General features: G+C 65.0%; 17 protein-coding genes. 13 read left to right on the top strand and 4 right to left on the bottom strand.

All coding sequences use genetic code 11. The features are described from left to right. Positions 1 to 12: 12 nt before the first annotated feature. On the bottom strand, positions 13 to 915 hold the full coding sequence (locus C5L14_RS04225) for a LysR substrate-binding domain-containing protein (protein ID WP_105860810.1): 903 nt from the start codon (positions 913 to 915) through the stop codon (positions 13 to 15). A gap of 403 nt (positions 916 to 1,318) precedes the next feature. Here C5L14_RS04225 and gcl point away from each other — a divergent pair, with 403 nt between their 5' ends. The 6 genes from gcl (at position 1,319) to C5L14_RS04195 (ending at position 8,984) form a co-directional block, all read left to right on the top strand. Continuing rightward, positions 1,319 to 3,094, top strand: a complete 1,776-nt coding sequence (gene gcl, locus C5L14_RS04220; protein ID WP_105860809.1) for a glyoxylate carboligase — start codon at positions 1,319 to 1,321, stop codon at positions 3,092 to 3,094. A 148-nt stretch (positions 3,095 to 3,242) separates the two neighbouring features. Beyond that, positions 3,243 to 4,028, top strand: coding sequence for a hydroxypyruvate isomerase (gene hyi, locus C5L14_RS04215; RefSeq protein ID WP_105860808.1), 786 nt, complete (start codon positions 3,243 to 3,245; stop codon positions 4,026 to 4,028). 166 nt (positions 4,029 to 4,194) lie between these two features. Then, positions 4,195 to 5,088, top strand: a complete 894-nt coding sequence (gene glxR / locus C5L14_RS04210; RefSeq protein WP_105860807.1) for a 2-hydroxy-3-oxopropionate reductase — start codon at positions 4,195 to 4,197, stop codon at positions 5,086 to 5,088. Between the two features lie 57 nt (positions 5,089 to 5,145). Further along, positions 5,146 to 6,420, top strand: a complete 1,275-nt coding sequence (locus C5L14_RS04205; protein WP_105860806.1) for a glycerate kinase type-2 family protein — start codon at positions 5,146 to 5,148, stop codon at positions 6,418 to 6,420. After that, positions 6,420 to 7,670 carry an allantoate amidohydrolase gene (locus C5L14_RS04200; protein ID WP_105860805.1) on the top strand — a complete coding sequence of 417 codons (1,251 nt, stop codon included), beginning with the start codon at positions 6,420 to 6,422 and terminating at the stop codon, positions 7,668 to 7,670. The genes C5L14_RS04205 and C5L14_RS04200 overlap by 1 nt, the downstream gene beginning before the upstream one ends. Before the next feature lie 90 nt (positions 7,671 to 7,760). Further along, positions 7,761 to 8,984: a M20/M25/M40 family metallo-hydrolase gene (locus C5L14_RS04195; protein WP_105860804.1), complete on the top strand. Its 1,224-nt coding sequence runs from the start codon at positions 7,761 to 7,763 to the stop codon at positions 8,982 to 8,984. A 597-nt stretch (positions 8,985 to 9,581) separates the two neighbouring features. Here C5L14_RS04195 and C5L14_RS04190 read toward each other — a convergent pair. Beyond that, positions 9,582 to 10,853: a urate hydroxylase PuuD gene (locus tag C5L14_RS04190; RefSeq protein WP_105860803.1), complete on the bottom strand. Its 1,272-nt coding sequence runs from the start codon at positions 10,851 to 10,853 to the stop codon at positions 9,582 to 9,584. 363 nt (positions 10,854 to 11,216) lie between these two features. Between C5L14_RS04190 and C5L14_RS04185 the strand changes: the two genes are divergently transcribed. The 4 genes from C5L14_RS04185 (at position 11,217) to puuE (ending at position 14,235) form a co-directional block, all read left to right on the top strand. Continuing rightward, positions 11,217 to 12,170, top strand: a complete 954-nt coding sequence (locus tag C5L14_RS04185; RefSeq protein ID WP_105860802.1) for a LysR family transcriptional regulator — start codon at positions 11,217 to 11,219, stop codon at positions 12,168 to 12,170. Then, positions 12,160 to 12,366 carry a hypothetical protein gene (locus tag C5L14_RS04180; protein WP_105860801.1) on the top strand — a complete coding sequence of 69 codons (207 nt, stop codon included), beginning with the start codon at positions 12,160 to 12,162 and terminating at the stop codon, positions 12,364 to 12,366. The genes C5L14_RS04185 and C5L14_RS04180 overlap by 11 nt, the downstream gene beginning before the upstream one ends. A gap of 81 nt (positions 12,367 to 12,447) precedes the next feature. Further along, entirely contained in the window at positions 12,448 to 12,801 is a 354-nt protein-coding gene (gene uraH, locus C5L14_RS04175) for a hydroxyisourate hydrolase (protein WP_105860800.1), read from the top strand. Between the two features lie 3 nt (positions 12,802 to 12,804). Next, a complete protein-coding gene (puuE, locus tag C5L14_RS04170; protein WP_105860799.1) occupies positions 12,805 to 14,235 on the top strand; it encodes an allantoinase PuuE in 1,431 nt (476 codons plus the stop codon). 167 nt (positions 14,236 to 14,402) lie between these two features. Here puuE and C5L14_RS04165 read toward each other — a convergent pair whose 3' ends face one another. Further along, a complete protein-coding gene (locus tag C5L14_RS04165) occupies positions 14,403 to 15,491 on the bottom strand; it encodes an AI-2E family transporter (RefSeq protein WP_105860798.1) in 1,089 nt (362 codons plus the stop codon). 652 nt (positions 15,492 to 16,143) lie between these two features. On the opposite strand from C5L14_RS04165, the gene glgX reads away from it, so the two are divergent. From glgX to C5L14_RS30260, 3 genes are all read left to right on the top strand, one after another. Next, positions 16,144 to 18,261, top strand: a complete 2,118-nt coding sequence (gene glgX / locus C5L14_RS04160) for a glycogen debranching protein GlgX (RefSeq protein ID WP_105860797.1) — start codon at positions 16,144 to 16,146, stop codon at positions 18,259 to 18,261. Between the two features lie 132 nt (positions 18,262 to 18,393). Beyond that, positions 18,394 to 18,771 carry a response regulator gene (locus C5L14_RS04155; RefSeq protein ID WP_105860796.1) on the top strand — a complete coding sequence of 126 codons (378 nt, stop codon included), beginning with the start codon at positions 18,394 to 18,396 and terminating at the stop codon, positions 18,769 to 18,771. 151 nt (positions 18,772 to 18,922) lie between these two features. Next, positions 18,923 to 19,411: a response regulator gene (locus C5L14_RS30260; RefSeq protein ID WP_181161023.1), complete on the top strand. Its 489-nt coding sequence runs from the start codon at positions 18,923 to 18,925 to the stop codon at positions 19,409 to 19,411. Positions 19,412 to 19,456: 45 nt separating this feature from the next. Here C5L14_RS30260 and C5L14_RS04145 read toward each other — a convergent pair whose 3' ends face one another. After that, positions 19,457 to 20,248, bottom strand: coding sequence for a response regulator (locus C5L14_RS04145; RefSeq protein ID WP_105860794.1), 792 nt, complete (start codon positions 20,246 to 20,248; stop codon positions 19,457 to 19,459). Between the last annotated feature and the right edge of the window lie 171 nt (positions 20,249 to 20,419).

The following is a 20,419-nucleotide window of genomic DNA, read 5'->3' as shown; positions in this document are numbered from 1 at the left end:
CTGCGGAAACATTCATTGGCGGCCCGGGTGGGCGCGCCAATCCGCCAGGAAGCGGCGGGCGAAGCCGAGAAAACGCGCCAGAACCGGGCTGGGATCGCGCTGATAGACCATGCTGACATCGGCGCTGGGGGCGGGCGGCACGAGATCGCGATAGATCACCTCGGGCCGTGACAGGGCGCTGACGCTGCGGGGAGCGAGGGCGACGCCGAAACCGGCCGCGACCAGGCTGGTCAGCGAATAGGATTCGATCACCTGCTGGCTGATGCGCGGGATGAAGCCGGCTTCCACGCAGCATTGCCGCAGATAGACCGCAAAGCTGGAATCGCGCAGCCGCAGGAAGACGTGTTCGTCCTCGTGCAGGTCGGCAAGGGCGATGGCGCCGCGCTCTGCGAGGCGATGCCCCGATGGCAGGAAGACGCCGACCGGCTCGCGCCAGGCGGTTTCGCGCACCAGTCCGGCATCCTCCGGCGGCATGCGCAGGAAGCTGATGTCGACGGCCCGGGTCGAGAGCGCATTGAGCTGGGCCTCGGGGGCCATTTCGTGCAGGCCGATCACCACGCCAGGGAACCGGCGCCGATAATCCGCCATCAGCGCTGCGAGCGGCCCGAGCAGCATGGAGCCGGTCGCCGCCACGTTGAGGGCCCCCGTCATGCCCTGGCCGATCGCCTTGACTTGGGTCGCGGCGAGCTCGGCGCTGGCGATGATGCTGCGGGCATGGGCGAGAAAGGCGGTACCGGCCTCGGTCAGCACGACCCTGCGGCTGGTGCGCAGGAACAGTACCGCGCCGAGTTCATGCTCGAGATCGCGGATCTGCTGGCTCAGCGGAGGCTGCGAGATGTGCAGGCGCTGGGCGGCGGCCGTGAAGCTGAGCTCCTCCGCCAGGGCGATGAAGTAGCGCAGATGGCGCAGTTCCATAGCTGCTACGCGCCCCGGTCATCCCGTGCGCGATGCGGCATGAAATGCTGTTTCGCAGACACGGGACCGCTCGATGAGGCGGGCACTCTGTCCGGCATACGATCCCGGATCGGCAGCGCATCCCTGCGTGCCGCGATGCGTCCGGGATGACGGCGTGGGTACGTACTCTCCATAGCGGTCGCTCATCCATATGTTTGAGATATTGATTATATCGAACCATATATTGGACTAATAGCCCCGCCCCTGCAATCTTCGGGGCAGCAAAGAGCGGAAGACACCGCTCCGCCGAACAATTCAACCATGCCTCGGATTCGATCCCGTCGGTCGCGTGCAGGGCGTGATTTCAAAAAGATAGACGTGTCTTTCCGATCCGCGGATCGAAGATGCTTGAGGAGAAACGCTCATGGCCCGCATGACCGCGGCGGAAGCTGCTGTGCACATCATGGAGAAGGAAGGCGCCACCTGTGCCTTCGGCGTCCCGGGTGCTGCGATCAACCCGCTCTACGCCGCGCTGCGTCCGCGCAACCAGATCAAGCATGTGCTGGCCCGCCATGTCGAGGCGGCTTCCCACATGGCCGAGGGCTATACGCGGGCCAAGGCCGGCAATATCGGCATCTGCATCGGCACCTCCGGGCCGGCCGGCACCGACATGATCACCGGCCTCTATTCGGCTGCTGCCGATTCCATTCCGATCCTGTGCATCACCGGGCAGGCCCCGCGCGCCCGCCTGCACAAGGAGGACTTCCAGGCCGTCGACATCGCCGCGATCGCCAAGCCCGTCACCAAGATGGCCGTCACCGTGATGGAGCCCGCCCAGGTGCCCGGCACCTTCCAGCAGGCCTTCCACCTGATGCGCTCGGGCCGTCCCGGCCCGGTGCTGATCGACCTGCCCTTCGACGTGCAGACGGCCGAGATCGAGTTCGATCCGGAGACCTATGAGCCGCTGCCCGTCTACAAGCCCAAGGCCACCCGCGCCCAGATCGACAAGGCCATCGCTCTCCTCCAGGCGGCCGAGCGCCCGCTGATCGTGGCGGGTGGCGGCATCATCAATGCCGATGCGTCCGACAAGCTCGTCACCTTCGCCGAGCTGACCGGCGTGCCGGTGATTCCGACCCTGATGGGCTGGGGCACCATTCCCGACGACCACCCGCTGATGGTGGGCATGGCCGGCCTGCAGACCAGCCACCGCTACGGCAATGCCACGCTGCTCGCTTCCGACTTCGTGCTCGGCATCGGCAATCGCTGGGCCAACCGGCATACAGGCACGGTGGAGGTCTACACCAAAGACCGCAAATTCGTGCATGTCGACATCGAGCCGACCCAGATTGGCCGGGTCTTCGCGCCCGATTACGGCATCGCCTCGGATGCGGGCGCCGCGCTCGACGTCTTCATCGAAGCCGCCCGCGAGCTGAAGGCGCAGGGTGAGCTCAAGGATCGTTCCGCCTGGCTGGAGGAGTGCCGCGAGCGCAAGAAGACGCTGCTTCGCCGCACCCACTTCACCGAGACGCCGATCAAGCCGCAGCGCGTCTATGAGGAGATGAACAAGGCTTTCGGCCGCGACACCACCTATGTCTCGACCATCGGCCTGTCGCAGATCGCGGCCGCCCAGTTCCTGCATGTCTACAAGCCCAGGGGCTGGATCAATTGCGGCCAGGCCGGCCCGCTTGGCTGGACGCTGCCGGCGGCGCTTGGCGTTTGCGCCGCCGATCGCGGCGCCTCGGTGGTGGCGATCTCGGGCGACTACGACTTCCAGTTCCTGATCGAGGAACTGGCGGTCGGCGCCCAGTTCAACCTGCCTTACGTGCATGTGCTGGTGAACAACGCCTATCTCGGCCTGATCCGCCAGTCCCAGCGCGGCTTCAACATGGATTTCCAGGTCCAGCTTTCCTTCGAGAACATCAACACGCCGGAACTGGGCGTCTATGGCGTCGACCATCTCAAGGTGGTCGAGGGTCTGGGCTGCCGCGCCATCCGGGTCACCGATCCGGAGAAGCTGCATGAGGGCTTCCTGGAAGCCAAGCGCCTGGCCGCCGAACTGCGCGTGCCGGTGGTGGTCGAGGTGATCCTCGAGCGCGTCACCAACGTCGCCATGGGCACCGATCTCGACAAGGTCACGGAGTTCGAGGATCTCGCCCTCGACGCCGCCGACGCGCCGACCGCGATCGCGCTGCTGGATTGAGACGATTTTCTTTACCCTCCCCTCGATGGGGAGGGTCGGACGAAGTCCGGGGTGGTGAGAACCGCTGCCCTGGCCGAGCCATCACCCCACCCCGACGCTACGCGTCGACCCTCCCCATCGAGGGGAGGGTAAGACACCGGGAACCGCCATGCCCAGATTTGCCGCCAACCTGACCATGCTGTTCAACGAAGTGCCGTTCATGGAGCGCTTCGCGGCAGCCGCCCGCAACGGCTTTGCGGGCGTGGAATATCTGTTCCCCTATCCCTTCCCGGCGGCCGAGCTGGCCGCGGCCCTGAAGGAGCACAGGCTCACCCAGGTCCTGCACAACCTGCCGGCCGGCGACTGGGCGGGCGGGGAGCGCGGCATCGCCGTGCTGCCCGACCGCAAGGCCGAGTTCCGCGAGGGGGTCGCTGAGGCCATCGCCTATGCCCAGGCGCTCGACTGCAAGTTGGTCAACTGCCTGGCCGGCATCGCGCCCGCCGCCGTCGATGCGGCTGAGGCAAGGGCCACCTTCGTCGAGAACATCGGCTATGCCGCAGGCGAACTGAAGAAGGCCGGCATCCGCCTGGTGATCGAGGCGATCAATACCCGCGACATTCCCGGCTTCTTCCTGACCAACACCCGCCAGGCGGCCGAGATCATCGCCGAGACGGGCTCGGACAATGTCGGGCTGCAATACGACATCTACCACATGCAGATCATGGAAGGGGATCTGGCCCGCACCATCGAGAAATACCTGCCGCAGATCTGGCATGTGCAGCTGGCCGACAATCCCGGCCGCAACGAGCCGGGCACCGGCGAGATCGCCTATCCCTTCCTCTACCGCTGGCTCGACCAGCTCGGCTATGGCGGCTGGATCGGCTGCGAATACAAGCCCAAGGGCGAGACCGAAGCGGGCCTGGGCTGGCTGAAGGCGGCGGGTGCCGCTCGCTGAACCTATCAGGACGTTCCCCTTCTCCCCTTGCGGGAGAAGGTGCCCCGAAGGGGCGGATGAGGGGTGGAGACGCCTCTCTGAGAGAGTTCGCAAGACCCCTCATCCCCCTGCCGGGACCTTCTCCCGCAAGGGGAGAAGGGAGCAATTCAACCAAAGGATCTTCACCATGAATATCGGCTTTGTCGGACTGGGCATCATGGGTTCCCCGATGGCGGGGCACCTGATCGCGGCCGGCCATACCCTCTTCCTCAACACCCTCGGCCCGGTTCCCGCCGAACTCACCGCCGCCGGCGGTAAGGCCGAGGCGACCGCCGCCGAGGTCGCCCGCAAGGCCGACATCATCATCACCATGGTGCCCGATACGCCGGATGTGGAGACGGTGCTGTTCGGCAAGGACGGTGTCGCCGAGGGCCTCTCCGCCGGCAAGCTCGTCGTCGACATGAGCTCGATCTCTCCCGTGGAGACCAAGAAATTCGCCAGGCGCATCAATGAGCTCGGTTGCGATTATCTCGACGCGCCGGTCTCGGGCGGCGAGGTCGGCGCCAAGGCGGCGTCCCTCACCATCATGGTCGGTGGCCCGGAAGCCGCCTTCGAGCGCGCCAGGCCGCTGTTCGAGACAATGGGCAAGAACATCACGCTCGTCGGCGGCAATGGCGACGGCCAGACCACCAAGGTCGCCAACCAGATCATCGTCGCCCTCACCATCGAGGCGGTCGGCGAGGCCCTGCTGTTCGCCTCCAAGGCGGGGGCCGACCCGGCCAAGGTGCGCCAGGCCCTGATGGGCGGCTTCGCCGCCTCCCGCATCCTGGAAGTGCATGGCGATCGCATGGTCAAGCGCACCTTCGATCCAGGCTTCCGCATCGCCCTGCACCAGAAGGACCTCAACCTCGCCCTCACCACGGCCCGCCAGCTCGGCCTTTCCCTGCCCAACACCGCCACGGCCCAGGAACTGTTCAATGCCTGCGTGTCGCATGGTGGGGCGGCCTGGGATCACTCCGGCCTGGTCCGGGCGCTGGAGATCATGGCCAATTACGAGATCGGCGCGCCGGTCAAGGGCTGACGCCGGCAAACGGCTGGCGGCGTGACGCATGTAGGTTCTCTTCCTGAAAGGTTCGCCATGTCGGAGCGGGCATTGTTGACATCGATGTTCGAGGCAGCGGTTGCTGCGGCGACGCCTTCAGCCTGCATGCCGGCCTTCCTGCCGCGTCCGCCGAAGGGGCGCACCATCGTCGTCGGCGCCGGCAAGGCCGCCGCCGCCATGGCCAGGGCCCTGGAAGACAATTGGGATGGGCCGCTGCAGGGCGTGGTGGTGACGCGCTACGGCCATGCCGTGCCCTGCCAGCGCATCGCGGTGATCGAGGCCGCCCATCCCGTGCCGGATCTCAACGGCGTCAAGGCGGCTGCGCGCATGCTCGCCTTGGTCGAAGGAGCTGGGGAGGACGATCTCGTCATCGCCCTGATCTCGGGCGGCGGCTCGGCCCTGCTCAGCCTGCCGGCGAACGGGCTGCTGCTCTCCGACAAGCAGGCGATCAACAAGGCGCTGCTCAAATCCGGCGCGCCGATCGACGAGATGAACTGCGTGCGCAAGCATCTGTCCGCCATCAAGGGCGGGCGCCTGGCCGCCGCCGCCTTTCCGGCCCGCGTCGTCAGCCTGGTGATTTCGGACGTTCCGGGAGACGATCTCGCCGCCATCGCCTCCGGCCCCACCGTGGCCGATCCCACCACCTTTGCCGACGCCCGGGCCATCCTTGCCCGCTACGGCATCGAGGGGCCCGCGCCGGTGATCGCCCATCTCAAGGCCGCCCAGGCGGAGACGCCCAAGCCTGGCGATCCCCGCCTGGCACGCTGTGAAACCCATCTGATCGCCTCGCCCCAGCAGTCGCTGCTCGCGGCGGCGGCGGTCGCGCGCAAGGCCGGCATCACCCCGGTTATCCTGGGCGATTCCCTGGAGGGGGAGGCCCGCGACGTCGGCATCGTCATGGCCGGCATTGCCCGCCAGGTCGCCCAGCATGGCCAGCCGGCAACGGCGCCCTGCGTGCTGATCTCGGGGGGAGAAACGACGGTCACCGTCCGCGGCACGGGCCGGGGCGGGCGCAATGTCGAATATCTGCTCTCGCTCGCCGTCAAGCTCGGCGGGCACCGCGGCATCCATGCCCTGGCGGGCGATACCGATGGCGTGGACGGCGCCGAGGAAGTGGCCGGTGCGGTGATCGACCCCACCTGTCTCGCACGCGCGCGCGCCGCCGGGCTTGATCCGATCGCCAGCCTCGATAACAACGATGCCCACACCCTGTTTCAGGCCATTGGCGACCAGATCGTCACCGGCCCGACCCTGACCAATGTCAATGATTTCAGGGCCGTCCTCGTGCTGCCCGAAGGAATGAAGCTGTGATGAGATTAGCCCTCGCGACATCGGCCACATCCGGCGGTGCCCGCGCCATGGCCCGGCTGGACGAACTGGCGGCATGCTCGGCCGAAGAAGGAGCGCTGACACGGCTCTATCTCACGCCCGAACATGCCGCTGCCATCGCCCTGGTCAAGGGCTGGATGGAAGAGGCCGGCATGTCGACGGAGCTCGATGCGGCGGCGACGCTGGTCGGGCGCTATCCCGGCGCCACGCCGGATGCGCCCGTGCTCATTCTGGGCTCCCACATCGATACCGTGCGCAATGCCGGACGCTATGACGGCAATCTGGGCGTAATCGTCGCCATCGAGGCGGTGGCGGCATTGCACCAGGCCGGCGAGAGGCTGCCCTTCGCCATCGAGGTCACCGCCTTCGGTGACGAGGAGGGCGTGCGCTTCCCGGTGACGCTGACGGGGTCGCGCTCGCTTGCCGGCACTTTCCAGCCCGACAATCTGGACGCCACCGACAAGGCCGGCATCAGCCTGCGCGAGGCGCTCGTGCAATTCGGCTGCGACCCCGACGCCGTCTCCCGCCTCGGCCGCGATCCTGCCCGGACGCTGGGCTATGTCGAGGTCCACATCGAACAGGGACCAGTATTGGAGGCGGAAGACCTGCCTGTCGGCATCGTCACGGCCATCAATGGCGCCAGCCGCTTCAAGGTCGATCTCACCGGCAAGGCCGGCCATGCCGGCACGGTGCCGATGGGCCTGCGCCTCGACGCCGGCGCCGCTGCGGCCGAGATGATTCTGGCGACCGAACTGATCACCACCACCTCCGGCGATCTGGTCGCCACGGTCGGCGCCTGCGAGTTCCGCCCCGGCGCCGTCAATGTCATCCCCGGCAGCGCGCATTTCTCGATCGACATCCGCAGCCCCGACGACGCAATCCGCAACGCCGCCGTCGCCGAGCTGATTGCCAGGTTCGAGACCATAGCGGCCCGCCGCGGCGTCACCTTCGCCATTCACAAGACCTATGACGAGCCGGCCGCCCGCTGCGATCCGCGCCTGATCGAGACCTTTGAAGCGGCCGTGGCCGCGGTCGGCCTCAAGCCCCTCAAACTCTCGAGCGGGGCCGGCCATGACGGCCTCGCCATGATCAGCCTGTGCCCGATCGCCATGCTGTTCCTGCGCTGCAAGGGCGGTGTCAGCCACAACCCGGCCGAAGCCGTCCTCACCGAGGATGTCGGCGCCGCCCTGGAGGTGCTGCTCGGCTTCCTCAAGCGCCTGCCTGCTCCATAGCCACTTGGTGGGCGGGTCCCCAGACCCGCCACTCTCCGCGCCTTCCGGGCCGATCTGGGACCGGCCCACACTCACCTGAACGAGACCATTATGAGCATCAAGGATACCATCCGCACCTATCTGGAGAGCGAGCGCGAGCGGCAGACCGAATTCCTCGCCGAACTCGTGCGCACGCCGTCCGACAATCCGGCCGGCGATTGCGCCGCCCATGCCGAGAAGGCCGCGCGCCTGCTCGAGGGCCTCGGCTTCACCGTCGAGCGCCATGTCGTGCCGGAGGCGCTGGTGCGCCAGCATGGCATGATCTCGGCCACCAATCTGATCGTGCGCAAGCGCTTCGGCGACGGCCCGGTCATCGCCCTCAACGCCCATGGCGACGTGGTGCCCCCCGGCGAGGGCTGGACTCGTGATCCCTATGGCGCCGAAATCGTCGACGGCTGGATGGTGGGCCGCGGCGTCGCCGTGTCGAAGTCCGATTTCGCCACCTATGCCTTCGCCCTCAAGGCGCTGGAAAAGCTCGGTGGCGAGCTCAAGGGCACCATCGAACTCCATCTCACCTATGACGAAGAGGCGGGTGGCGAGATCGGCCCGGGCTGGCTGCTGTCGGAAGGCCTGACCAAGCCGGACCTGGCGCTGGCGGCCGGCTTCTCCTATGCCGTCGTCAATGCCCATAATGGCTGCCTGCATCTCGAAGTCGAGGTGAACGGGCGTTCGGCCCATGCCGCCAAGCCCTGGACGGGCGTCGATGCGCTCGAAGCCGCCACCAACATTTTGGGCGCCCTCTATACCTGGCGCACCTCGTTGGCCCAGCGTGTCTCGGAGGTGCCCGGCATCGGCGCGCCGCAGCTCACCATCGGTCTGATCCATGGCGGCATCAACACCAATGTGGTGCCCGATCGGGTGACCTTCCGCCTCGACCGGCGTATGGTGCCGGAAGAGAAGGGCGAGGCTGTCGAGGCCGAACTGCGCAGGGTGATCGAAGGCGCCGCCCAGGCGACGCCCGCCGCCCGCGTCGAAGTCCGCCGCATCCTGCTGGCCGAGCCGCTGACGCCGCTGCCGGGCTCCGAAAAGCTCTCCGAAGCGCTGACCCGCGAGGCGAGCCGCGTGATGGGCGTCGATGTCGCCACCAATGGCGTGCCGCTCTACACCGATGCCCGCCATTACGCCGCCAAGGGCATTCCGATCGTGCTCTACGGCGCCGGCCCGCGCAGCATCGAGGAGGCGAACGCCCACCGGGCCGACGAACGTCTCTACCTGCCCGACCTCTATAAGGCGACCGAAGTCGTGGCCGCTGCGCTGGCCGATCTCCTGGCCTGAGTCCAGCACAACCGGGGAGGGGGCATCGTGCCAGCACACCTGCCGTCACCCGTCCGGTCCAATTTGCCGAAGAGCCTTCCCCGCAAGGGGGAGGCTCTTTGGATTTATGATGTTCTCGGTCCCGGTGCACCGTTCTCGGCAGTGACGGCGCTGCGGCGCAACGGCGCCAGCGCGGGACGATGTCTCGCCAATAGGGGATGGAGCGTATCTGCGCTTTCCTGCGAAGCGCCGGCGCTGGCGCATGCGGCAGCCTCCGATGAGACAGCCTGTTCCCGCCCTTGTCCGCTCTGCTTCGGCCAAGCCACCGCCGAGGAGTGCGGGCATGGCACCTGGGTATGGGGGATGGCGAAGTCTCTCACGCCGCCCGGCTCGCGCTATCTCAACCCGTCGCCCGTACGTGATGCCCACCCGGCCCCGGGCATGGTGATCGAGATCTTTCCGCCTATGTTTTCACGGCGCCGTGCTTTGCCCATGGGCGGGAGGCGCTTGTTTGGCGGCAAGGTGGAGGGACATTGGGGCCAAACGCAAAAAGGCCCCGCAAGCGGGGCCATTGCATGTGTCGGGGGAAACGGGGAGAGAACCGGTGCCGAGGCTGCCTCAGCGGCCGGCGAGCTGAACCGCCGGGTTGGCCTGCGCCGCCGCCTTCCCGCGCTCGAGTACCCAGTCGCGCAACACGCGGCGTTCGTCCTGGGTCATCTCGGTGACGTTGTTGGGCGGCATGGCATGCGTCATCACCGATTGCACGAACACTTCATGCTCGTTGCGGGCGATGTTGGTGGGCGAATCCAGGAGCACGCCCTTGGGCGGCATGTTGATGCCCTGATAGACCGGCGTCTCGGCGTGGCACATGGAGCAGCGGCTGGTGATGATGTCGTGCACCGCCGCCGGAACGGTGGCGGCGAGGGCGGTTTCGGTTGCCGCCGGCGCCTCGATGGCGCCGAGGTCGAAGGCCTCGCGGAAGGCCGGCGAGCGGAAGGCGCTGATCCAGATGGCGCCGAAGATCAGGATGGCCGCAAGCGCCCAGGTCCACCACTTGTCGCCGCGTCCGGCATGGCGTTCGTTGTAGAACACCCGGATCAGCGCGCCGGCGACCAGGATCAGGCCGACCACCAGGAAGGCGTAGGGGCTGGAGTAGGTCAGCGGATAGTGGTTGGACAGCATCAGGAACAGCACGGGCAGCGTCAGATAGTTGTTGTGCGAGGAGCGCTGCTTGGCCGCCTTGCCGAGCGAGGGGTCAGGCGTCTGGCCGGCCTTGAGGGAGGCAATCACCTTGTGCTGGTTGGGGATGATCACGAAGAACACATTGGCCGACATCATCGTCGCCATCAGTGCGCCGGTGTGGATGAAGGCGCCGCGGGCCGAGAACATCTGCTGGAAGAACCAGGCCATGAACACCACGAAGACCAGGCCGATGCCGGCGAGCAGCGTCTCGTTCTTGCCGACCGGGGATTTGCACAGGAAGTCATAGACCAGCCAGCCGGCGGCCAGGCCGCCAATGCCGACCACCAGGGCCATGGCCGGCGACAGCACGCGGACGGCGGGATCGATCAGGAGCAGGCTCGACTGGGCGTAGTAGACCCACAGCAACAGGCAAAAGCCGGTCAGCCAGGTCGAATAGGACTGCCATTTGTGCCAGGTCAGGTGCTCGGGCAGGAAGTCCGGCGCCACCAGATATTTCTGCACCTGGTAGAAGCCGCCGCCATGGACTTCCCAGGCTTCGCCGCCCTGCCCCGCGGGGATCTTCGGCGTGGGGCGCATGCTCGCGTCCAGGTGCATGAAGTAGAACGAGGAGCCGATCCAGGCGATCCCGGTGATGACATGTGCCCAACGCAACATCAGACTGCCCCATTCGTACAGGGTCATCAGCATTGGTTATTTCCTCCCATTTCCGACCTAGTCCGCAAAGCCGTCCTTTACTACCGGCTTACGGGCTGCATGATTGTTCCCTACAGGCATGGCAACAAATGCCGCCCTGTGGAGCTGACAGGCAAGAATCTCGCCAGTTTGATGACCTTCGACCTTCATTCAGATCGTCGAATGGGTTCGAAGGTGGATAGTCGATCCTGGCCGCGAGCAGAACGAGGTGAAGCATGATCAAGCAGAAGCGAGGTTCTGACCGGCGCTCCGGATGCATCGGTCAGGCGACGACAATTGCTCCTTGTTACCTTCGTCTCGCCCCATCGGGGCTGGCCGAAACCACAGCCGACGCTCTGCTTTACGGAACCGCCTGCCATGCTTGAAAACTTCCGTTCCTTCGCCCGCGCCGTCGAAGCCGGCAGCTTTTCCGAAGCTGGCCGCCGCATGCGCGTCTCCGCCAATGTGATCAGCCAGCGCATCCAGGCGCTGGAAAACCACCTCGGCTGCCGGCTGTTCAACCGCACGACCCGCAATATGGGCCTGACCGAACAGGGCCGGATCTTCTATGACCATGTCATCGACGCCCTGCACACCATCGAGATGGCCGAGGCCAATATCGGCGAGCTCGGGGCCATGCCGCTCGGTTCGATCCGGGTCGCCGCGCCGCTGGGCCTGGGACGGCGCCTCGTGGGCCCGACCGCGGCGGCCTATCGCGACGCCCATCCCCAGATCGACGTGCAACTGCGTCTGTCCGAGCGCCGCCTCGACATCATCGCCGAATCCTGCGACCTCGCACTGCAATTCGTTACCTATGCCGACAGTTCGATGATCATGCGCAAGATCGCCGATGCCGAGCGTGTCCTGTGTGCCTCCCCTGGCTATATCGAGCGTGCCGGCATGCCGATGACGCCGGCCGACCTGGCACGCCACCAGTGCCTGCTCCTGCGCTTTCCCGGATCGCGCGAGTTCCGCTGGTCCCTCAGCCAGGATGGCGAGGAGATCAGCGTTCCGATCAAGGGCTCGCTCGATGCCGACGACGGCGACGTGCTCACCGCCTGGGCCCTCGATGGGCGCGGCATCGTGCTCAAGCCGGTCTACGAAATTGCCGATGCGCTTGCCCAAGGTCGTCTTGTTCCCGTTCTGACCGCCAATCCGCCGCCGCCCGCCACGCTGGCCGTGCTCTATCCGACGCGAAATCTCGTACCGCTCAAGGTGAAGGCCTTTGCCGACCTGTTGGTCGAACGCGGCCGACGCTATCTTGCGACCGAACTCGCCCGGCTGGGTCCCCTGCCGTCCGGCCAATCGCCCTTGCAGGAGAATGAAGCCTGACAGCTTCCATAAGCCTCAGCACGGCATGCAGCAGAAGAGCATTCTTTATCGAAACATCTTCACAAAATATTTGGAAATGGCGGCCGGCAAATTCGCTATGGTCGGTTCGTTCGTCATTGCGAGCGTAGCGAAGCCATCCAGTAACCCGGGGAGTCGCGCTTTCCAGCCGTGGATTGCTTCGCTGCGCCCGCAGTGATGATATCGGTCGAATTTCATGATCAGGCGCCAGTGCGGTTCGCCAAAGCGCAGCTAAGAACAGGGATCGGGTGAGGACGATATGGGAAGGCTCTCCACGCATGTGCTCGACGTCTCCAGGGGCAAGCCCGCGCAGGGCGTGACCATCGAACTCCAGCGCCTGGATGCGTCGGGCGGGCGCCTCACCGTGACGACCACGACGACGAACCAGGACGGACGCACCGACCAGCCCCTGATGGTGGGCGATAGCTTCGTGCCCGGCGTCTACGAGCTCGTCTTCCATGTCGGCGCCTATTTCCGTGGTCTCGGCGCCATCGGGGCCGGCGAATTCCTCGATGTCGTGCCGCTGCGGGTGACGCTGGCCGACAAGGACGGTCACTATCACGTGCCGCTGGTCTGCTCGCCCTTCAGCTATTCGACCTATCGGGGCTCGTAAGCGATGGCCGGGACGACGCAAGGACGCTATGATCGCGACCTCATCGGCTATGGCGGCAAGCCGCCCCGGGCGGCCTGGCCCGGCAAGGCGCGGGTCTGCCTGCAATTCGTGGTGAATTACGAGGAAGGCGGCGAGAACTGCATCCTGCATGGCGATGCGGCCTCGGAAGCCTTCCTGTCCGAGATCGTCGGCGCCCAGCCCTGGCCGGGCCAGCGCCACATGAACATGGAATCCATCTACGAATATGGCTCGCGCGTCGGCTTCTGGCGCCTGCACCGGATGTTCACCGAGCGCCAGATCCCGGTCACCGTCTTCGGCATCGCCACCGCCATGCAGCGCAATCCCGGCGCCGTCGCCGCCATGATCGAGGCCGGCTGGGAAATCGCCAGCCACGGCCTGAAATGGATCGATTATCGCGACTACACCAAGGAGGGCGAACGCGAGCATATCGAGGAAGCCATTCGCATCCACACCGAGGTCACCGGTTCCAGGCCGCTCGGCTTCTATCAGGGCCGCACCTCGGCGCAGACGCTGCAATTGACCATGGAGGAGGGCGGTTTTCTCTATTCGGCCGATTCCTATGCCGACGAGCTGCCTTATTGGGTCGAAGGGCCGCGCGGCCCGCAATTGATCGTGCCCTATACGCTGGATGCCAACGACATGCGCTTTGCCACGCCGCAGGGCTTCAACAGCGGTGACCAGTTCTTCGCCTATCTCAAGGACAGCTTCGACACGCTCTATGCCGAGGGCGGCGAGCAGCCGGCGATGATGTCGATCGGCCTGCATTGCCGCCTAGTCGGGCGGCCCGGCCGCGCCGCCGCGCTCGCCCGCTTCCTCGACTACGCCCGCGGCCATGCCGATGTCTGGTTCGCCACCCGCCTCGACGTCGCCCGCCACTGGATCCGCCAGCATCCGCCGGAAGGAGGCTATGTGCCGACGCGTCTCAATCGCGCCTTGTTCGTCGAGCGTTTCGGCGGCGTGTTCGAGCATTCCCCCTGGGTGGCGGAAGGCGCCTATGACAAGGGGCTGACGCCGGCCGAGGACACGGCCGAAGGCTTGCACGCGGCCATGATGAAGGTGCTGCTGTCGGCATCCGACGAGGCCAAGCTCGCCTTGATCATGGCGCACCCCGACCTTGCCGGAAAACTGGCACAGGCCAAGATGCTGACCGCCGAATCGACCTCGGAGCAGGCCTCCGCCGGCCTCGATCGCCTCACCCCCGCCGAACTCCAGCAATTCACCGAGCTCAACGACGCCTATAAGGCCCGGTTCGGCTTCCTGTTCATCATGGCGATCAAGGGGCGAAGCAAGGCCGAGATCATCGCTGCCTTCGAGCGACGCCTGCAGCATGACCGGACCCAGGAATTCGCCGAGGCCGTCAAGCAGATCGGCGAGATCGCCCGCCTGCGCCTGAAGGACATGCTGCCGGGCTGAGGGGGGGCAGGTGTGCCGATCTCCAGATCGTCATGCTTGAAACGATGCAATCGCCGGCAGAGAAGATGCCGATCTGGAGATCGGCACACCGCTCCCGCGCCTCGCTTGCCAAAGTCGGCCCCTGGAGCGAAGTGCGATTTCCCTGAAGCGCACTTTCCCTCCAACTCTCAAGCCTCCAGGAAACGGCCGATATTGTTGAGAGGGCCGACCCCGTCGCAGATGATCTTGAGGATGGCGAGCATCGGGACCGCCAGGATGGCTCCCGGTGCGCCCCACAGCCAGAACCAGAAGATCAAGGCAAGAATGATCAGCACCGGGTTGAGGGTGAAGCGTCTGGCCAGCAGCATGGGCGTGACGAGTTCGCCCTCGATCAGATGGATCACCAGATAAAGACCGGCTGGCAGGAAGGCCGCCAGGAGCGTGTCGAACTGCAGCAGACCGGCAAAGGCGAACAGGGCCACCCCGAAGAAGGGACCCATGATCGGCACGAAGTTGAGGGCGAAGGCAACCACCCCCCATAGAACCGGATCGCCCAACCCGGTGGCCCAGATGGTCAGGCCGGTGGCCAGCCCAACCAGCGCATTCATCACGGTGATCGTCGCCAGATAGATCGAGATGTTCTCCTCGATCTGCTGCGACAGGGTGACGACCTGCCGCTTGTCGCTGAAGCGCGGCAGGATTTCGACCATCCTGCGCAGGAACGTGTCGCCGGACACCAGCAGAAAATACAGGATCAGGATCGTCTCGAAGAAGCCGCTGGCGAAATGCTGCGTGCCGCGGAAAGCCGCGCCGAGAATATCGACATTGGCGCCCGCGGCGGCGCCGATCTGCTGCATGAAGTTCTGAAACGTCTGGATCGGCCTGTTGAGGAAGGACAGGCGCTCCTGCAGCCGCGGCAGGGCGTCCGGCAGGCGGCTGGCCCATTCGGCGGCGGGACCCGCGACGGCCGCTCCCAGCCCCACGAACAGGCCGAAGAACACGAAGATCATCAGGAGGGCGGCGATGCTGCGCGGCACGCGCAAGCGTTCGAGCTGGCGCATGGCGGGCTGGAACAGCAATTTCAGCACGAAAGCGAGCACCAGCGGCAGGATGATGTCGGCGGCGACATAGGCGATCGTCAGGCTCGCGAGAACGAGCAGGCAAGCCTGGATCGCTGTCTGGGGCGAGACGCGGCTGACGGCCTCTTCGAGCTCGGGTGAGGCATCGGGCTGCGAGGCGGGCTTGTTGGCGGAAAGCGAGTTGTTCTGGTCTTGCATGCATGCCCCTGCTGTGGTGGCCGAATTCGTTGCCTTCCTATAGGGAAAGCCAAGCCGGCGCGCCATCTTCGCCCAACACGATGGGAAGCCAGAGAGTTCCTGCCGGCATGAAACGACATGCGAACGGGGCGGGTTCAGCGGAACCATCGCCGATATGGCGTGTTGAATGCCGCGGTGCTCGTCGATGAAAGGATGATGTGCGTGGTTCCACCATCATGCGGCTTCGGCGGTGCCGGTTGGGCGGGTCTCCAAGCGGTGCCGGGCTGCGGCGCTTTCCCGGATCCTGCCCGTTTCATGTGAAACCGGAGCTGCATGTCGCCGTGTGATGTTGGGCAATTTCGCGGATCGCTGCTATAAATGAACTCCCTCACTGGGCATCTAAATTTTAAATATTTCGAAATGAATTTCGAATCAATTCTTCTACATTCTTATGTATTTGAACAATTTATGGTCCGTATAAAAGAAATTATATTTAGAGAAAACAATCGAGAATGACAGGAATCCAGGTGGTGCGGTTGCCTTTCGTTCCGAGGCGGGGTTCAAATGCTTGCATCTGCCCATGTTGCAGTGCAATATGTCGCGGTGATGCGCTGCCCCTCCCGCCGCTCGATGCACCGGTGGTTCGCAGGACAGCCGAACGGGAGACGACGGCATGACCCAGCTCTTCGGCACCAGGATCCGCGAGGGACATCCCCATCCGCGCGGCGCGATCTGGGATGGAGCAGGCACCAATTTCGCACTGTTTTCGGCGCATGCCACCAAGGTCGAGGTCTGTCTGTTCGATTCGAGCGGCGAGCAGGAGCTCGAGCGCATCGAATTGCCGGAATTCACCGACGAGATCTGGCACGGCTATCTGCCCGATGTCAGCCCCGGCATGCTCTATGGCTATCGCGTGCACGGTCCCTATGAGCCCGAGGCCGGCCATCGCTTCAATCCCAACAAGCTCCTGCTCGATCCCTATGCCCGCGCCCATGTCGGCAAGCTGAGCTGGGACCCTGCCCTGTTCGGCTATACGCTCGGCGAGGGCGATCTCAGCTTCGATACGCGCGACAGCGCCCCCTTCATGCCCCGCTGCATGGTGGTGGATGCGCGTTTCGACTGGCCGGGCAATCGCTCGCTGGTGCCCTGGGACCAGACCATCATCTACGAAACCCATGTGAAGGGCTTCACCAAGCGCCATCCCGAGATCGCGCCGGCGCTGCAGGGCACCTATGCCGGTCTAGCCTCGATCCAGGCGCTCGAGCACATCCGTTCGCTCGGCGTCACCACGGTCGAGCTCCTGCCGGTGCATACCTTCGTCGATGATGATCACCTGCTCCAGCGCGGGCTGAGGAACTATTGGGGCTATAATTCCATCGGCTTCTTCGCGCCCGATCCGCGTTATGCCGCCGACCCCTCGGGCGTGCTGGCCGAGTTCAAGCAGATGGTGGCGCGTTTCCACGATGCCGGCCTCGAAGTCATCCTCGACGTCGTCTACAACCACACGGCCGAAGGCAATGAACTCGGCCCGACCCTGTCGTTCAAAGGCATCGACAACGCCTCTTACTACCGGCTGATGCCCGATCAGCCGCGCTACTACATCAACGACACCGGCACCGGAAATACACTCAATGTCAGCCATCCGCGCGTGATCCAGATGGTGACGGACAGCCTGCGCTACTGGGTCAACGAGATGCATGTCGACGGTTTCCGTTTCGACCTCGGCACCGTGCTGGCCCGCGAGGTCGACGGCTTCAATCCCGAGAGCGGCTTCCTCAAGGCCGTCAGCCAGGACCCTGTGCTGGAGAACGTCAAGCTGATTGCCGAACCATGGGATGTCGGCCCCGGCGGCTACCAGGTCGGCGGCTTCGCGCCGGGCTGGGCCGAGTGGAACGATGTCTATCGCGACACCGTACGCGATTTCTGGCGAGGCGAGGCCCGGCCGGCGGCCCTGGCCCCGCGCCTGTGCGGCTCGCCCGACAAGTTCGGCCATCGCGGCCGCAAGCCCTGGGCTTCCGTCAACTTCGTCACCGCCCATGACGGCTTCACCCTGCGCGACCTGGTCTCCTACAATGACCGTCATAACGAAGCCAATGGCGAGGACAATCGCGACGGCAGTTCCAATAACCGTTCCTGGAATTGCGGCGCCGAGGGGCCGAGCGAGGACGCGGCCGTCAACGATCTGCGCGATCGCCAGATGCGCAATTTCCTGGCCCTGCTGCTGCTGTCGCAGGGGACGCCGATGATCCTGGCCGGCGACGAGTTCGGCCGCAGCCAGCAGGGCAACAACAATGCCTATTGCCAGGACAACGAGATCAGCTGGCTCGATTGGCAGGCGGCCGAAGAGGGCAAGGCGCTTACCGATTTCGTTCGCAGGCTGACCGCGCTCAGGCGCAAATATCCCATCCTGCGGCGGTCGCGCTTTCTGATCGGCGAGCGCATCAACGAGGCGATCGACGTGCGCGAGGCGACCTGGATCCATCGCAGCGGCGAGGAGATGACGCGGTCGCGCTGGGACGATACCGGCGAACCTTCCTGCTTCGGTCTGCTGCTGGACGGTCGGGCCCAGGCCAGCGGCATCCGCAAGCGCGGATCGGACGCCACGCTGCTCGTCCTGCTCAACGCCCATCATGAGACGATGAGCTTCACCATGCCCCCCTGCTATGACGGCTCGGCATGGAAGCGCCTGATCGCCACCGACGATCCGGATCTGCCCGAAGCCGACATCGCCGTCGGTGAAGCCTATGCGCTTGCCGGCCGCTCGCTGGTGCTGTTCGAGCGCGTCGATTGAGCGCGCTCCTGTTTTCCCGGCGGATCTCTATAGTGGCTCGGGCGCCCGAGGCGCCCATTTCAGCAGCTAGTGATTCTCAGTTCCGGAAGTGGTTTCCGGCAACAATTTCGATTTGAGCCCGAGATCCCAAGCATGGCCGATCCCGACAAGAGGACCATTCTCGTCGTCGAAGACGAAGCAGTCATCCAGTTGCTCGTCGTCGATATCCTGAACGATCTCGGCTTCGCCACGCTGGAGGCCAAGGACGCCGATTCGGCCATTCCCCTGCTGGAGGGCCCACAAAGCATCGATCTGTTGATTACGGATATCGGGCTGCCGGGCATGAACGGCTGGGACCTGGCCCGGCGGGCACGCAAGGCGAGGCCCGCGCTGAAGGTGCTCTTCCTCACCGGCTATGAAGCCGCCGAGCGCCAGGAACTCGAAATGGACCAAGGTCAAGACGTCATCGTCAAGCCCTTCGAGACCGGCGAATTCGAGGCCAAGGTCTACTCGATGCTACCTGCAAGCTGAGCCGGAACAAAGACCGGCGTTGGGCGTTCGTTCCCCAGAGCAAAGCGTGTTCGGGTTGAACGCCCGTCTGCTCCAACCCGTTGTTTCGAAACGCCTTTGCGATGCACCTCCACCGCTGGGCAGCCTGACGGAGCCTGAGGGGACAAGAATCGTGAAACAGCAAGCCTTCGCCGAACCGGCCATATACAATGCGCCGGAACACCATACCGGCTCGCGCAAGCCGGCCCATGACAGTCGTGAGACTGCATCAGGACACGATGACATCGATAGTTCCCCTCCGGTGACCGTGGTGCTGGTCGATGACGACAATGACGTCAGGCTGATCACGGCCGACCTGCTCGAGGATGCCGGCTTCAGGGTCCTGCAGGCGGGGCGTGCCGAAGCGGCCCTCGACATCCTGGCCTCGAACGGCGATGCCCGGGTATTGATCACCGATGTCCGCATGCCCGGCCCGATGAGCGGCTATGATCTTGCCTTGAAGGCCAGGGAGCGCTGGCCGAGCCTGGAAATCATGTTCGTTTCGGGCTTTGGCTTGCCGGAGCGGCGCCGGCTTTATTTCGATTGCCTGCTGGTCAGCAAGCCTTTCAATCCCGACGAATTCGTCAGCCAGGTGCGTGGCTTGGCCGAGCGCGCGAGCTGACCGGCCTGCTACAGCCGTTGCGCTTTCCGGCAAGGGCCGCGGTTTTCAGGTGGAACGCAGGCTGGCGCGCTTGTCGAAAAACAGGGCTTGGCTGATTGTGGCCTTCACGATTTCGGGCCGGAAGGGCTTGGTGATCAGGAAAGTCGGTTCCGGCTGCTGCCCGGTCAACAGCCTTTCGGGATAGGCGGTGATGAAGATCACCGGCAACTCCACGCTCGCCAGGATCTCGTTCACCGCTTTCAGGCCGGAGCTGCCGTCGGCGAGCTGGATATCGGCGAGAATCAGGCCAGGCGAGTGCTCCGCCACCTGGGCGAGGGCCTGGGCATGGGTGCGCGCGATGCCGACGACCCTGTGTCCCAGCTCTTCCACGATCGATTGCAGATCGAGCGCGATGATCGGCTCATCCTCGATGATCAGGATCTCGGTTGCGATCTGGCGGGCCACCTCCTCGGTTGCCTCGGTCACCAGGATGATGACTTCCTTCTCGTCGACACGCATGACGGTGGCGGCTTCTTCCGAGGAAAAGCCCTCCATCGTGGTCAGCAGAAAGGCCTGGCGCGAGCGCGGAGCCAGGCGTTCCAGGCGCTGTTCCGGCGAAATGCCCTCGACCTGCTTGGCCGGTTCCATGTTCAGGGCGAGGGAAGACCACAATCTCAGGAACACCTGATAGAGCGCGATGCGCGGCGGCAGGTCGCGCGGAAAGGAGCCGGGATCGGCAACCAGGGCCTCGAGCGTCTCCACCACATAGGCGTCCCCGCTGGCCTGGCTGCCGCTCAGGGCTCGGGAAAAACGCCTCAGATAAGGCAGTTGCGGCGCTATCTCGGCTGCGATCGACATTGAACATGCTCCCAATCGGTCGCTCATGCGACTCGGAAGAGCACCACAGACGAATAGTTCCTGACAATGAATTTATTTCGTCGACAGCATGGAACGTATTCGGCATGGGATGCGTTTCGCCGGTTGGCATTGCATGATCTTCACCGACGTTGGGTTTCCAGCCAGCCCAAG

Origin of the sequence: Labrys okinawensis (genome assembly GCF_002982075.1) — a bacterium.
GTDB lineage: Bacteria > Pseudomonadota > Alphaproteobacteria > Rhizobiales > Labraceae > Labrys > Labrys okinawensis_A.
This window is presented reverse-complemented; position numbering and strand designations above follow the sequence as displayed.

Coding starts and splice junctions, on each gene's coding strand:
- C5L14_RS04225 (WP_105860810.1), bottom strand. CDS start 915: ATGGAACTGCGCCATCTGCGCTACTTCATCGCCCTGGCGGAGGAGCTC.
- gcl (WP_105860809.1), top strand. CDS start 1,319: ATGGCCCGCATGACCGCGGCGGAAGCTGCTGTGCACATCATGGAGAAG.
- hyi (WP_105860808.1), top strand. CDS start 3,243: ATGCCCAGATTTGCCGCCAACCTGACCATGCTGTTCAACGAAGTGCCG.
- glxR (WP_105860807.1), top strand. CDS start 4,195: ATGAATATCGGCTTTGTCGGACTGGGCATCATGGGTTCCCCGATGGCG.
- C5L14_RS04205 (WP_105860806.1), top strand. CDS start 5,146: ATGTCGGAGCGGGCATTGTTGACATCGATGTTCGAGGCAGCGGTTGCT.
- C5L14_RS04200 (WP_105860805.1), top strand. CDS start 6,420: ATGAGATTAGCCCTCGCGACATCGGCCACATCCGGCGGTGCCCGCGCC.
- C5L14_RS04195 (WP_105860804.1), top strand. CDS start 7,761: ATGAGCATCAAGGATACCATCCGCACCTATCTGGAGAGCGAGCGCGAG.
- C5L14_RS04190 (WP_105860803.1), bottom strand. CDS start 10,853: ATGCTGATGACCCTGTACGAATGGGGCAGTCTGATGTTGCGTTGGGCA.
- C5L14_RS04185 (WP_105860802.1), top strand. CDS start 11,217: ATGCTTGAAAACTTCCGTTCCTTCGCCCGCGCCGTCGAAGCCGGCAGC.
- C5L14_RS04180 (WP_105860801.1), top strand. CDS start 12,160: ATGAAGCCTGACAGCTTCCATAAGCCTCAGCACGGCATGCAGCAGAAG.
- uraH (WP_105860800.1), top strand. CDS start 12,448: ATGGGAAGGCTCTCCACGCATGTGCTCGACGTCTCCAGGGGCAAGCCC.
- puuE (WP_105860799.1), top strand. CDS start 12,805: ATGGCCGGGACGACGCAAGGACGCTATGATCGCGACCTCATCGGCTAT.
- C5L14_RS04165 (WP_105860798.1), bottom strand. CDS start 15,491: ATGCAAGACCAGAACAACTCGCTTTCCGCCAACAAGCCCGCCTCGCAG.
- glgX (WP_105860797.1), top strand. CDS start 16,144: ATGACCCAGCTCTTCGGCACCAGGATCCGCGAGGGACATCCCCATCCG.
- C5L14_RS04155 (WP_105860796.1), top strand. CDS start 18,394: ATGGCCGATCCCGACAAGAGGACCATTCTCGTCGTCGAAGACGAAGCA.
- C5L14_RS04145 (WP_105860794.1), bottom strand. CDS start 20,248: ATGTCGATCGCAGCCGAGATAGCGCCGCAACTGCCTTATCTGAGGCGT.